Origin of the sequence: Noviherbaspirillum sp., assembly GCF_035627455.1 — a bacterium.
In the GTDB taxonomy this organism is placed as follows: domain Bacteria; phylum Pseudomonadota; class Gammaproteobacteria; order Burkholderiales; family Burkholderiaceae_D; genus Noviherbaspirillum.
Map to the genome: position 1 here is coordinate 60475 of NZ_DASPLS010000097.1, position 13730 is coordinate 74204.

At 63.5% G+C, this 13730-nt stretch carries 11 protein-coding genes and 2 tRNA genes; 7 read left to right on the forward strand and 6 right to left on the reverse strand.

The window, feature by feature from the left end; all coding sequences use genetic code 11:
• Positions 1-91 precede the first annotated feature (91 nt).
• The 5 genes from lon (at position 92) to VEC01_RS18655 (ending at position 5415) form a co-directional block, all read left to right on the forward strand.
• Positions 92-2506 carry an endopeptidase La gene (gene lon / locus VEC01_RS18635; RefSeq protein WP_324902412.1) on the forward strand — a complete coding sequence of 805 codons (2415 nt, stop codon included), beginning with the start codon at positions 92-94 and terminating at the stop codon, positions 2504-2506.
• Positions 2507-2774: 268 nt separating this feature from the next.
• A complete protein-coding gene (locus VEC01_RS18640; protein ID WP_324902413.1) occupies positions 2775-3047 on the forward strand; it encodes an HU family DNA-binding protein in 273 nt (90 codons plus the stop codon).
• 97 nt (positions 3048-3144) lie between these two features.
• Positions 3145-3220: transfer RNA gene (locus VEC01_RS18645), tRNA-Val, on the forward strand.
• 29 nt (positions 3221-3249) lie between these two features.
• Positions 3250-3326 (forward strand) — tRNA-Asp (locus VEC01_RS18650).
• Positions 3327-3495: 169 nt separating this feature from the next.
• On the forward strand, positions 3496-5415 hold the full coding sequence (locus tag VEC01_RS18655; RefSeq protein ID WP_324902414.1) for a SurA N-terminal domain-containing protein: 1920 nt from the start codon (positions 3496-3498) through the stop codon (positions 5413-5415).
• Between the two features lie 130 nt (positions 5416-5545).
• On the opposite strand, the gene VEC01_RS18660 is transcribed toward VEC01_RS18655, so the two are convergent.
• Positions 5546-6196 (reverse strand): arylesterase, encoded by a 651-nt coding sequence (locus VEC01_RS18660; RefSeq protein WP_414691474.1) that lies wholly within the window; start codon positions 6194-6196, stop codon positions 5546-5548.
• Between VEC01_RS18660 and VEC01_RS18665 the strand changes: the two genes are divergently transcribed.
• Positions 6195-6878: an ABC transporter ATP-binding protein gene (locus VEC01_RS18665; protein WP_324902416.1), complete on the forward strand. Its 684-nt coding sequence runs from the start codon at positions 6195-6197 to the stop codon at positions 6876-6878. The genes VEC01_RS18660 and VEC01_RS18665 overlap by 2 nt on opposite strands.
• Positions 6879-6930: 52 nt before the next feature.
• On the opposite strand, the gene VEC01_RS18670 is transcribed toward VEC01_RS18665, so the two are convergent.
• The gene (locus tag VEC01_RS18670) at positions 6931-8439 is read right to left on the reverse strand and encodes an NAD(P)H-hydrate dehydratase (protein ID WP_324902417.1); all 1509 of its coding nucleotides are present in this window, start codon (positions 8437-8439) and stop codon (positions 6931-6933) included.
• A gap of 193 nt (positions 8440-8632) precedes the next feature.
• On the opposite strand from VEC01_RS18670, the gene VEC01_RS18675 reads away from it, so the two are divergent.
• The gene (locus VEC01_RS18675; RefSeq protein WP_324902418.1) at positions 8633-8896 is read left to right on the forward strand and encodes a DUF2249 domain-containing protein; all 264 of its coding nucleotides are present in this window, start codon (positions 8633-8635) and stop codon (positions 8894-8896) included.
• 21 nt (positions 8897-8917) lie between these two features.
• On the opposite strand, the gene VEC01_RS18680 is transcribed toward VEC01_RS18675, so the two are convergent.
• The 4 genes from VEC01_RS18680 to VEC01_RS18695 all read right to left on the reverse strand — a co-directional run bounded on the left by VEC01_RS18680 (position 8918) and on the right by VEC01_RS18695 (position 13729).
• The gene (locus VEC01_RS18680; RefSeq protein ID WP_324902419.1) at positions 8918-10030 is read right to left on the reverse strand and encodes an NAD(P)/FAD-dependent oxidoreductase; all 1113 of its coding nucleotides are present in this window, start codon (positions 10028-10030) and stop codon (positions 8918-8920) included.
• On the reverse strand, positions 10023-11276 hold the full coding sequence (locus VEC01_RS18685; RefSeq protein ID WP_324902420.1) for a D-amino acid dehydrogenase: 1254 nt from the start codon (positions 11274-11276) through the stop codon (positions 10023-10025). The genes VEC01_RS18680 and VEC01_RS18685 overlap by 8 nt, the downstream gene beginning before the upstream one ends.
• 290 nt (positions 11277-11566) lie before the next feature.
• Positions 11567-12268 carry a ParB-like protein gene (locus VEC01_RS18690; RefSeq protein ID WP_324902421.1) on the reverse strand — a complete coding sequence of 234 codons (702 nt, stop codon included), beginning with the start codon at positions 12266-12268 and terminating at the stop codon, positions 11567-11569.
• 141 nt (positions 12269-12409) lie between these two features.
• A complete protein-coding gene (locus VEC01_RS18695; RefSeq protein ID WP_324902422.1) occupies positions 12410-13729 on the reverse strand; it encodes an amidase in 1320 nt (439 codons plus the stop codon).
• Position 13730 lies beyond the last annotated feature (1 nt).

Genomic DNA, 13730 nt, shown 5'->3' on the forward strand with positions numbered 1-13730 from the left:
GGGTTGAAACGAGTGATTTTTGTTGCCGCTTGGACTTGAGTTTTGGCTGCTCGCGCCTACATCATTAACAAGCTCTTAGATAAGGTTCGCCATGACGACTTCTACAACACTAACTGACCACACCCAACTGCCGCTATTGCCGTTGCGGGACGTTGTTGTCTTCCCGCATATGGTGATCCCGCTTTTCGTTGGCCGCCCCAAGTCGATCAAGGCGCTGGAAGCAGCAATGGAGCAAGGCAAGAGCATCATGCTTGCCGCCCAAAAAGCAGCGGCCAAGGACGAACCATCAGCGTCCGACATTTACGAAATCGGTTGCGTTGCCAACATCCTGCAGATGCTGAAGCTGCCGGACGGCACCGTAAAGGTGCTGGTTGAAGGTGCGCAGCGCGCGCACATTCATCACATCAGCGAACTCGATACCCACTTTGTTGCCGAACTCACGCCGGTCGAATCCGAGCCGGGCGACGAATCGGAAGTGGAGGCGATGCGCCGCGCCATCGTTCAGCAGTTCGACCAGTATGTAAAGCTGAACAAGAAAATTCCCCCGGAGATCCTTACTTCGTTAGCCGGGATCGACGATGCAGGTCGCCTAGCAGATACCATAGCAGCACACCTGCCGCTTAAGCTTGAGCAAAAACAGATCATTCTCGAGATCTTCAATGTGGCCAAGCGCCATGAGCATCTGCTTGGCCAGCTTGAAGCCGAACTCGACATCCTGCAGGTCGAAAAGCGCATCCGCGGCCGCGTCAAGCGCCAGATGGAAAAATCGCAGCGCGAGTACTACCTGAACGAACAGGTCAAGGCGATCCAGAAGGAACTCGGCGAAGGCGAAGAGGGCGCGGATCTCGAAGAACTCGAAAAGAAAATCATTGCCGCCCGCATGCCGAAGGAAGCGCGGGAAAAGGTGCAGTCCGAGCTGAAGAAGCTCAAGCTGATGTCGCCGATGTCGGCCGAGGCGACCGTGGTGCGCAATTACATCGACACCCTGCTCAGCCTGCCGTGGCGCAAGAAGTCCAAGGTCAACAACGACCTCGCCAATGCCGAGAAGGTGCTCGAGGGCGACCACTACGGCCTGGAGAAGGTCAAGGAACGCATCCTGGAATATCTCGCGGTGCAGCAGCGCGTCGACAAGGTGAAGGCGCCGATCCTGTGCCTGGTAGGTCCTCCGGGTGTCGGCAAGACCTCGCTCGGCCAGTCGATCGCCCGGGCGACCAACCGTAAATTCGTCCGCATGGCGCTGGGCGGCGTGCGCGACGAGGCCGAGATCCGCGGCCACCGCCGCACCTACATCGGTTCCATGCCCGGCAAGATCCTGCAGAGCCTGGCCAAGACTGGCGTGCGCAATCCGCTGTTCCTGCTCGACGAAGTGGACAAGCTCGGCCAGGACTTCCGCGGCGACCCGGCATCGGCGCTGCTCGAGGTGCTCGATCCGGAGCAGAACCACACTTTCTCGGACCACTATATCGAAGTCGACTTCGACCTGTCCGACGTGATGTTCGTCGCCACCTCGAACTCGTTCAACATTCCGCCGGCGCTGCTGGACCGGATGGAAGTCATCCGCCTGTCGGGTTACACCGAGGATGAGAAGACCAACATCGCGCTGCGTTACCTGCTGCCAAAGCAGATCACCAACAACGGCCTGAAGGAAGACGAGATCCAGGTGTCGGAATCGGCGATCCGGGACATCATCCGCTACTACACGCGTGAAGCCGGCGTGCGCTCCCTCGAGCGCGAGATCTCGAAGATCTGCCGCAAGGTGGTCAAGATGCTGCTGCTGAAGAAGCAGGATCGGAAGATCGTGGTGTCGTCGAAGAACCTCGACAAGTTCCTCGGCGTGCGCCGCTACGACTTCGGCATCGCCGAGAAGGAAAACCAGATCGGCCAGGTGGTCGGCCTCGCCTGGACGGAAGTGGGCGGCGACCTGCTGACGATCGAAGCGATGACGATGCCGGGCAAGGGTGACATCATCCGCACCGGCACCCTGGGCGACGTGATGAAGGAGTCGATCGAAGCCGCGCGTACCGTGGTGCGCAGCCGCGCCAAGCGGCTCGGCATCAAGAACGAGTTGTTCGGCAAGAGCGACATCCACATCCACGTGCCGGAAGGCGCGACGCCGAAGGACGGTCCGTCCGCAGGTATCGCGATGACGACCGCGCTGGTGTCGGTACTGACCGGCATTCCGGTGCGCGCCGATGTCGCGATGACGGGCGAGATCACGCTGCGCGGCGAAGTGCTGCCGATCGGCGGCCTGAAGGAAAAGCTGCTGGCGGCGCATCGCGGCGGTATCAAGACGGTGCTGATTCCGGAGCAGAACGTGAAGGACCTCACGGACATTCCGGACAACGTGAAGAACAAGCTGGAGATCATTCCGGTGCGCTGGATCGACAAGGTACTGGAGGTCGCGCTCGAAAGGCAGCCGGTGCCGCTGGCCGACGTCGACGCGCCGGTCGACACGGCCGTCACTCAGGCAGCGGGGCAGGCCGACCCCACCGTCGTCAAGCACTGACCGCAAAACAGGCAAGGAAAAAGCGCTCTTCGGGGCGCTTTTTTTTACTTTCAGTCGTGCACAAATAACACGCGTCTCGCCGCCTGGCGCATGGCGTCGCGGCCGGCGCGGCACACCGGGAACCGCTTGACACAAGGCTATGCCACTTGTTTAATACGGGCTGCAGAAATTTCCAATCTGCATTTCTATGACGATGCTGCTACCAAAAAGAGCAATAAATAGAGCAAATATCGGCATCGCAAAAATCCAACTTACTAAGGGGGCGTTAGTGAACAAAACCGAACTCATCGACCACATTGCCGGCAACGCGGACATTTCGAAGGCTGCTGCGACACGCGCAGTCGACGCGCTGATCGGTGCGGTCAAAACCACGTTGAAGAAGAACGGATCCGTGACGCTTGTCGGTTTCGGTACTTTCTCCGTGGGCAAGCGCGCAGCACGCACCGGCCGCAATCCGCGTACTGGCGATGCGATCAAGATCAAGGCGGCAAAGGTGCCGAAATTCCGTCCGGGTAAGGCACTCAAGGACGCGCTTAACTGATTTAGGTAGTGCATCTTGCGGAAAGCTGCTGTATAATCTTGCTTTTTACGACGTGGTGACAAACGTCAAAACGTCTGGCTGACTAAGCGTGGTTTCAGGGTGCTTAGCTCAGTTGGTAGAGCGGCGCCCTTACAAGGCGTAGGTCGGGAGTTCGAGCCTCTCAGCACCCACCAATACAGCCAGATGAAGCAGTAGAGTTTCAGGAGTGGTAGTTCAGTCGGTTAGAATACCGGCCTGTCACGCCGGGGGTCGCGGGTTCGAGTCCCGTCCACTCCGCCAACAACGAAAAAAGGCGAACGCGAGTTCGCCTTTTTTCTTATGCGGCAGGATTTTTTTTGCCGCAGCCGCATCTCGACGCGTACCGGCTTGCTTGGCGAGCCGGGACCGCCGGAATGTGTTTCGCCATCCGTCCGTATGTCTGTACTGTACGTCTCTAGGCTGACCGACCATGTTTGATTTTATCCGCACGCATCAGCGCTTGATGCAGTTCATACTGCTGCTGCTCATTTTTCCATCATTCGTGTTTTTCGGCCTCGAAGGCTATACGAGTTTCCGTGAAGGCGACAACGCGGTGGCCAAGGTAGCCGGCCACTCGATTACCCAGCAAGAACTCGATGCGGCGCAGCGTGAACAGATGGAGCGGTTCCGCCAGATGCTGGGGCCGCAGTTCGATCCCAAGATGCTCGACACGCCGCAAGCGAAGCAGGAAATCCTCGAAGGATTGATCGAGCAGCGCGTGCTTGCCGCCGAAGCGACAAAGAACAATTTGTCGGTAAGCGACCAGGCACTGCAGCAGAACATCCTGTCGACGCCCGGCCTGACCGGACCGGATGGCAAGTTCGATGTCGAACGCTACAAGTCGCTGCTGGCAGGGCAGGGCATGACGCCGACCGGATACGAGGCTCTGCTGCGCCGCGAGCTGATGCTGCAGCAGGTTGCCGGCGCAATCCAGGGCACCGCGTTCGCCCCGAAGACGGTCGCCGCCCGCCTGTCGGACCTGAACGACCAGGAGCGCGAGGTGCAGGAGGCATTGTTCAAGACCCAGGACTTCGCGTCACAGGTGAAGGTTACCGACGACATGCTCAAGGCGTTTTATGACAAGAACGGCAGCCTGTTCGAGGTGCCGGAGCAGATCAAGGCGGAATACGTGGTGCTCAATAGCGAGGTGGTGGCGGCACAGATCTCGGTGAGCGATGCCGACATCAAGTCCTACTACGAGCAGAACGCCAAGCGCTATACCGATGAAGAGCAGCGCCGCGCGAGCCATATCCTGATCAAGGTGGACAAGAACGCGTCGGCCGCCGAGAAGGCGGCCGCGAAGGACAAGGCGGACAAGCTGCTGGCACAGTTGCAGAAGAACCCGGCCGATTTCGCGAAGCTGGCGAAGGAGAACTCCGCTGATACCGCTTCCGCCGAGCAGGGCGGCGACCTCGGCTTCTTCACCAAGGGCATGACCGCGTCGCCGGCACTGGAGGACGCGGCATTCAAGCTGAAGCAGCAGGGTGAGATCGGCGACGTCGTGCAGTCCGAATTCGGTTATCACATCGTCCAGCTCACCGGTATCAAGCCGGGCTCGGTGAAGAGCCTGGATGAGGTGAAGGGCCAGATCGCAGCGGATATCAAGAAACAGCTTGCAGCGAAGAAGTTCTCGGAAATGGCCGAGCAATTCACCAACATGGTGTATGAACAGTCGGACAGCCTGAAGCCGGTTGCCGACAAGCTGCAGCTGAAGATCGAGACCGCGGCGGGATTGAGCCGCACGCCTAATCCGGCCGTTCCGCCGACAGCCCCCTATAACAATCCCAAGTTCCTGAGCGCATTGTTCTCCGACGAAGCGGTCAAGAACAAGCGCAATACCGAAGCCGTCGAAGTCGCGCCGAGCGTGCTGGTGGCAGGCCGAGTGCTGGAACACAAGCCGGTGACGCGGCGGCCGTTCGAGGAAGTGCAGGCGATCGTGCGCGAACGCGTGACGCAAGCCGAGGCGGCGGCATTGGCGAAGAAGGCCGGCGAGGAAAAACTCGCGGCGGCGAAAGCGGGCAATGCGTCGGGCTTTGGCGATGCGAAGCTCGTGTCCCGCGTCAAGCCGCAGAGCGTGCGTCAGGAAGCGCTGTCCGCAATCATGAAGGCGGACGTCACCAGCCTTCCCGCTTATGTCGGTGTCGACATCCAGGGCCTGGGATATGGTGTGTATCGCATCAACAAGGTGCAGCAGCCGGCAGCGGTCGACGCCGCGCGCCGTCAGGCCGAACAGCAACAGATCGCGAATGCACTGGCGCAGCAGGAGGCCTTTACTTATCTGGAAGTGCTGAAGAAGAAGGCCAAGGTCGAGATCCTGCGGCCCGCTGCGCCGAAGGATGAAGGAAACTGACGGCAGGCTCCAGCGTCACGGCAAGCAAAAAAGCCGCTCGATAAAACGAGCGGCTTTTTTTTTCGTTGGTGCGCGGGGCCCGGGCATGGTACGGGGAATGCCTGCGCCGCGCGCGCCGGGTTGCTCTTCGTTAGCGCATCAGCAGCTGCTTCAGGTGGGGCCAGATATTTTCCAGCATGAGGGGCTGCGCTTCGGCCAAGGGATGGATGCGGTCAGCCTGGAACAGGTCCGGCCGGCTCGCGACGCCCTCGAGCAGAAAGGGCACGAGCGGCACCTTGGTTTCTTGCGACAGCTTGCGGTACATGCCGGCGAACTTCTCCGCATAGTCGCGGCCGTAGTTCGGCGGGATCTGCATGCCGACCAGCAGCACCTTCGCGTTCGCCTTCAGCGATTCCGCGATCATCGCGCGCAGGTTGGCCTCGGCGGCGGACAGCGGCAAGCCGCGCAAGCCGTCATTGCCGCCGAGTTCGATGACGACCACCGATGGACGGTGCTGGCCGAGCAAAGCGGGCAGCCGCGCCTTGCCGCCGGACGTGGTCTCGCCGCTCACGCTCGCGTTCACGATCCCGGCGTCGATGCGCTCGGACTGCAACCGTTTTTCCAGCAACGGGACCCAGCCTTGGCCGCGCATGATGCCGTACTCCGCCGACAGGCTGTCGCCAAGCACAAGCACCGTTTTTGGTGCAGAATAAGCGCACGTTGCAAAAAGGGCGAGCGCCCATGCTGCAAACCACCTGAGCAATCGATTCGACATTCCCAATTTCCTCTCGTTATCCTGCATGCCTGAATCCGCCCCGACGTCCACTGCGATTGAAGTCATTCATTTGAGCAAGCGCGTCGCGGATGCGACCGGGGAGCTGACCATCCTTCGTGACATCGATTTTACCGTCCGGCGCGGAGAGACGCTGGCGGTCGTCGGCGCCTCCGGTTCCGGCAAGTCGACGCTGCTGGGATTGCTTGCCGGGCTGGATACGCCGAGCGAGGGCACGGTGCGCCTGGACGGGGTCGACATCTTCGCCTTGACCGAGGATGGGCGGGCCGGCCTGCGCCAGGCGAAGCTGGGGTTTGTCTTCCAATCCTTCCAGCTGCTTGCGCATCTCACCGCGCTGGAGAACGTGATGCTGCCGCTCGAACTGCGGCGCGATGACGACGCGAGGGCGAAGGCCGAAGCAATGCTGGGCCGGGTCGGGCTGTCTTCCCGGCTGCGGCACTATCCAAAATACATGTCGGGTGGCGAGCAGCAGCGCGTCGCACTGGCGCGCGCCTTCGTCACCGAGCCGCCGCTGCTGTTTGCGGACGAACCCACCGGAAGCCTCGACGCAGCCACCGGCGAATCCGTGATCAGGCTGATGTTCGAGCTCAACGAGGAGCGCGGCTCGACCCTTGTGCTTGTGACGCACGACCCGTCGATCGCGGCGCGCTGCCGGCGCACCATTACCATCGCAGCCGGCCAGCTCGGCTAGCCGGACTCGCACATACTGTTGCCGCGAGCTGTGCTTGAAGCGAAACTGCCCGCTAGCGGGCGTACTGCTTCGTAACGCTGTTTAGGATCGTGCGCACGCAGGGAATGAGTTCGCCTGCGGTCAGGCCGATCGGACCGATCCCTTGTTCAACCAGTACGTCAGCTGCCTTGCCGTGGAGCCACACGGCGGCGATAGCCGCCTCCCACGTCGGAAACGATTGCGCCAGCAGCGCGCCGCAGATCCCCGCCAGCACATCGCCCGTGCCTGCAGTCGCCAGCGCCGGGTTGCCGGTCGGGTTGATGACCGCCGTGCCATCCGGCCGCGCCACCACGCTGCCCGAGCCCTTCAGTACCACCACCGCGCCGAAGCGCTGCGCAATGCGGGCGGCAGCGGCCAGCCGGTCGGACTGGACCTCTTTCGTCGACGACTGCAGCAGGCGTGCCGCTTCGAGCGGGTGCGGCGTCATTACCGTGCCCCCGCCGCGGGTTCGGAGCGGATGCTGCAGGCCTGGTTCGGCGGCGATCAGGTTGAGTGCGTCGGCGTCGAGCACGAGCGGCGCGGGTGCCGCCAGCAGGCGGGCAAGCATGTCGCCGGCCAGGCGCCCGGTGCCCATGCCAGGGCCTGCGACCAGCGTGGCCGCCGAGAGGTCGAAATCGGCGGCGCTGCGGCACATCAGTTCCGGATGCATGCTGTCGTGAGTAGGCGCGTCGCCGATGAAGGCGGCGTACACCCGCCCGGCGCCGCACTTGGCAGCCGCCTGTGCGGCCAGCAGCGGGGCGCCGGCCATTCCCTGCGCGCCGCCGACCACGATCACGTCGCCATAACTTCCCTTGTGCGAATTGTGCGGGCGTTTCTTCAGGCAGGCGGCGAACAGCGCGGGATCGTTCAGGTGCATGCGCGCCGGCCTGAAATGGCGTGCGTCGATATCGAGATCGCAGACTGTCACCTCGCCGGCATGGTCGCGGCCATCAAGCGTATGCAGGCCCGGCTTGTCGGCGATGAAGGTGATCGTATGCGTGGCGCGCACCGCGATCCCGTCATCCCCGACGATGCCGCCGGTATCCGCATCCAGCCCGCTCGGCACGTCGATGGCGAGCACCGGGCAGCAGAGCGCGTTGATGGCATCGGCCAGCGTTCGGTGCAAACCGGAAACCGGACGGGCGAGGCCGATACCGAACAAGCCATCGATCGCAAGCGTCCATGCGCCGGACTGTACGGACTCGGTGCTGGCGTCGGCGAAACGGACGTTGCCGCTTCGTGCGCGTTGCAGCGCGCGGCAAGCATCGGCTGGCAGGCGGCCGCTGTCTGCGCACAGCAGCACGGTGACATCCACGCCGTTTTCCGCAAGCGAGGCTGCCGCTTCGAGCGCGTCGCCGCCATTGTTTCCCGGCCCGGCCAGGACAAGCACGCGCGCATCGGCGGGTGATGCATGCAGCAGGCCGAGCGCGGCGCGCGCAGTCGCCTTGCCGGCGCGCTGCATCAGCGTACCCGGCGGCAGGCTGGCAAGACTTTCGCGTTCGATTTCGCGAATCTCCGATACGGTGTAGAGCGCTTGCGGCATGGGCTTGACGTGGAAAACCTGCGGACGGAAAGGAGTGTTGTTTTCGTCTGATTTTATGCGAATTAACCCTGCCGCGCGCAGGTGATTGGTTGCCTCGGGTTAAAGATTCATTTATTATGAATCTTAAGAAGCGCGGGCTCTGAAAGGGAAGAGAGCAGGGGCCGTACCGAATTTTTTTGATGAAGGAGTCGACATGCCTCACGATTGTTCTCGTCCGGTAGTTTCCGGCGGTATTTATCCCTTCGACGCGCGCGGCGTCGCGAAGCGTTTCCGTCATGCGGCGATTTTCGGCGCACTCGACTCGCTGGAGCCGGGAGAGACGATGCGCTTCTGCAATGACCACGATCCGTTGCCGCTGCTGGCTCAGATCGACAACATCTTCGGCCCGCGCATCAAGATGGCATATGTCAAGCGCGAACCCGGCGAGATCGTGATCGACTTCCTGGTCGCTTCGTAAAGAAAGCGTGAAGCGGCAGGCTCAGCGGGCCAGCAGGTCCGCCGCGTGCCGCGCAATCGCCAGCGAGGCGGTCAGGCCCGGCGACTCGATGCCGTACAGCCCGAGGTAGTGCGGGTTGCCGTGGTTGGAAAAGCGGAAGTCTTCCGTCCGCGTGCCCGGCGGCGCGATCTTCGGGCGCACGCCCGCGTACGCAGGCTGCAGCGCGCCGTCGGCGAGCGCAGGCCAGTAGGCGCGGATTTCCCGGTAAAAGCCTGCGGCGCGCCGTGCATCCACGGCGTAATCGATGTCGTCCTGCGGCGCCTCCAGCCATTCGACGTCCGGGCCGAAGCGCGCCTGGCCGCCAAGGTCAAGCGTCAGGTGCACGCCGAGCCCGCCGGGTTCGGGTACCGGATAGATCAGGTGCGAGAACGGCGCCTTGCCGGACAGCGAAAAGTAGTTTCCCTTCGCGAACCACGCCCCTGGCGTGGCGGCCTGGTCGAGCCCGTCGATCCGCGACGCAATCCGCGGCGCCCACAATCCCCCGCAATTGACGACGCGTTCCGCGTGCAGCTCGGTTTGCGTGCCGTCGCCGGCGCGCACCGCGAGGGCGATGCCGTCATCCAGCATTTGCGCGCCTGTCACGGCGCTGTCGAACGCAAACAATGCGCCGGCGTTTTCCGCATCGCCCTGCAGCGCGAGCATGTAGGCATGGCTGTCGATGATGCCGGTTGCGGGTGACAGCAGGGCCGCGACGCAGGACAGTGCGGGCTCCATCGAGCGCGCCTGGTCGGCACTCAGGCGCCGCACTTCGGCACAGCCGTTCGCATGAGCCTGCGCGTGGATAGCGTCGAGTTCCGGCAGTTGAGAACCGGACGTTGCGACCACCAGCTTGCCGCAGCGCCGGTACGGAACGCCGCGCTCCCCGCAGTAGCGGTACAACATGTCCCGGCCTTCAACGCACAGGCGCGCTTTCAGGCTGCCGGTCGGGTAATAAAGGCCGGCATGGATGACTTCGCTGTTGCGGGAACTGGTTTCCACGCCGATGGCGCCATGCCGCTCGACCACCAGCACCTCCCGCCCCTGGCGCGCGAGCTCGCGTGCGATCGCAAGGCCGACGACGCCGGCGCCGATCACCACGCAACCGACCCTATCCATAGCGCGCCATTGTCAGGCCGTCGATATCGATATCCGGCGCATGGCCCGAGATGATGTCGGCGAGCGCCTTGCCGCACCCGGCCGCCATCGCCCAGCCGCAGGAACCGTGGCCGATGTTGACATACACGTTGCGGATCGGCGTCGCGCCGATCAGGGGCGGACCGTCCGGCAGCATCGGACGGGTGCCGCACCAGAAGTTGGCCTGCGCATAGTTCGCGGCATCCGGAAACCAGTCGCCGCCGACCTTGACCAGCGTGCGCAGCGCCCGCTCGCGCAGTTCATCCGATCTGGCCCCGAGTTCGGCGGTCCCGGCGATGCGGATGCGGCCGCCGAGCCGCGTGATGGCAACCTTGTAGGCCTCGTCCATCAGCGCCGACTGCGGCGCGCGGTCGAAATTCTTGATCAGCGCCGTCGCGGAATAGCCCTTGACCGGGTAGATCGGCACCTCGATGCCGAGCGCCTTGAGCAAGCCGACGCTGTCGATGCCGGCGGCGATCACCACCGCGTCGGCTGCATACCGGCCGTCGTCGATCTGCAGCGCGACGCCGCGCGATTCAGGCTCGATCGCGCGCACCGTGCTGGTGAAGTGGAACTGCACGCCGGCCGTGCCGGCGATCTGTTTCAGGCGCTTGGTGAACAACGGGCAGTTGCCGGCTTCGTCCTCGGGCAGGTAGATGCCGCCGGCGAGCGGCGTGTTCGACGCGAGCGCGGGTTCGATCGCGCGTACGCCCTCCGGGTCCAGCACCTGGTGCGGCACCTCGTTTTCCGCCAGCAGCGCCAGCGCCGGTTCGGCCAGCTTGCGGTCCTTTTCGGTGCGCAGCAGCTGCAGCACGCCCCGGGTCTGCTCGTAATCGAGCTGGTAGTACTCGCTCAGCTGGCGCAGGATGTCGCGGCTGTAGTAGGCCATGCGCTGCATGCGCTCGCTGTTGATGCGGTAGCGCTCCAGCTCGTACTCGGACAGCCAGCGGCGCACCCAGCGCCACATCGCCCGGTCGAACGTCGGCTTGACGCTTACCGCGGCCTCCGACTTGAAAAGATGCGACAGTATCTTGCGCGGCATGCCCGGTACCGTCCAGGGCGTGGAATAGCCGGGCGAGACGATGCCGGCATGCGCAAAGCTCGCCTCCTGCGCCACGTTCTGGTGCCGTTCAATGACGGATACCTCGTGGCCAGCCTGGGCGAGAAAGTAGGCGGTGCAGACACCGACGACGCCGCCGCCGACCACTGCGATTTGTTTTTGTGTCACGGATTAACCTGATTGCGATGAGCCGCTGTCGCGGTACGAATACATCTGGGAATCATACGGCGAGCAGGCAGCCGCGTGTCCGGGAAATGTAGACCGCCGGACACATTTCTAGTTCGAGGCGTCATTTTATTCCGTCGCGGCCGTAGTGCGATACGTCCCGGGCTGCGACCCGGCGGTTTTTTCGCGCGGCGGCGTTATCTTTGCCGCTAAACTTGCCAGGAAACTTACCCGCGGTCCCGACGATTGCGCGAGCCGCCGTTTCCTCGCAGCCTGACGATGAAACAATGAAATTACGGTCGACAAGGCCCGGCATAGCCCGGCAGATCCTTTGCCTGCGGCTCGCACGCCAGGCGTTCGGCGGCCTGCAGCGCTTCCAGCAGGTTCATCCGGTGCACCGGGCGCCAGTCCATGCGCGAGCCGAAATAGCGCGCCCAGTGAAACTCCATGAAGTACGCGTCGGTTTTATGGAAGTAGCCGGCATCCTCTGCATAGCCGGCAAGCGCGCGGTAGGGATCATCGGCCATATCGGTAATGCGCCTGGGCAGCGCGGAAGGTGGAATCGGGTTGCCCTTCGGGTCGAACAGATAGACCCAGCGGCGTGTTTCCATCTCCTGCCAGAAGGTGTCCGGATTGTCGAAACGGCCAATGATGCGGGCGGTGACCCTGGTGGCGCCGATACGGGACAGGACGCTGACAAGATGATGGCTGTCGGTCAGGTAGAAAGCGCCGTCCGGCGCCTCCACCACCGGCACCGGCCGCTGGCGCGTGTACTTGATGAAGTCGGTTTCGCCCTGCATGCGCGCGGCGCGCTCCTCGACCTGGATCATGCCGACGGCCGATTGCGTGGGATGCAGCTCGGACAACGCAATTTCGCACTTTTCCTCGACCGGTACCGCGCGGTTGCAAGGCGGCTCGGCGCGGGCATGGACAACTGCGAGCGCAGCGATGGCGATCAACGGACGGACGAGCAATGAGAGGGGCAGACGAAGCATCGTGGGTGCGCGGAAGAAAACGACAGAACGGATGATAGCAAACGGTGCAGCTGCGGCGGCGGGAATGTCCGGCAGCCGATCCACGCGCAAGGAAAGACGGCGACATCGGGAAAAAGGCGTGAGCGGCGCTCACGCCTTTTTTCATTGCGGCCGCAGGGTGTGCTCGATCGCGCGCGCTACCGCGAGGATCTTGCGGTCGGCCATTGCCGGACCGGCGACCATCAGGCCGACCGGCAGCGTGCCATCCTCGTGGCAGGGCAGCGAGACTGCGCAGCCGTCGAGCAGGTTGATGGTGGACGGATTGCGGAGCAGCAGGCCGTTGGCCTTGAAGAACGTTTCCTCCGACGCTTCCAGCTCCGCGATCGGCGGCGCGACCAGCGGCACGGTCGGCATGATCAGCGAGTCGAATGGGCCGAGCGCATCTTCCATGCGGGCGACCCAGTCGCGCCGGCGGCGATGCAGGTCGATGTAGTCGGCCGCCAGCACCGTTGCGCCCATCTTGATCCGCTTGGCAACCCGGAAATCGTATTCCGCCTCGCGCTCTGCGAGCATGGCGCGGTGCCAGGCGAAGGATTCGGGGCCGGAGAATTTGTTGAGGTCCGCCGCTTCGCGCAGCAACGCAAACGGCGCGTCGACGATCTTTGCGCCGGCGGCTGACAGGCGCGACAGCGCGCTGGCAAACGACGCGGCGACATGCGGATCGAGGCCGTCGAGCATCACGGTCTGAGGTACCGCGAGGCGCACGCCCGCCAGCGGCAGCTCGGGAATGCTCAGGGGATTGTCGGCGATGATGCTGTCGACCAGGATGCAGTCATCGACCGAGCGTGTCATCGCGCACACCGTGTCGAGCGTCGTCGACAACGGCAGCGCGCCCGTCGTTGGGACGCGGCGCGCGGTCGATTTGAAGCCGACGATGCCGCACAGCGCGGCCGGAATGCGGATCGAGCCGCCGGTGTCCGAACCGATCGCGGCCACGCACAGCCCGGTGGCGACCGACACCGCGGCGCCCGAGGAGGAACCGCCCGGAATGCGCGCCACTTCCTTGTCCGCCGGATTGGCCGGCGTGCCGTAGTGCGGATTGATGCCGACGCCGGAGAACGCGAATTCCGTCATGTTGGTCTTGCCGATGATCGCCGCGCCGGCAATGCGCAGGCGCTTGACCACCGGCGCATCCGATTTCGCCGGCGCCGCGCCGCGCAGTACCGTCGAACCGGCCAGCGTGGTTTCGCCGGCGACGTCGATCAGGTCCTTGATCGATACGGAAAGCCCGGCGAGCGGCGATACCTCGACGCCTGCGGCGCGCATCCGGTCAGCATGTTCGCCGGCCGCGCGGGCGGCCTCGGGATAGAGCCGGGTGAATACGGACCTCGATTTTTCGGCTTCCTCCAGGCTGATTTCCACCAGCGAATAACGGGAGTAGCGGGCGAGGGCGGGGATCGATTTGGCGGTGAGCGGGTTCATG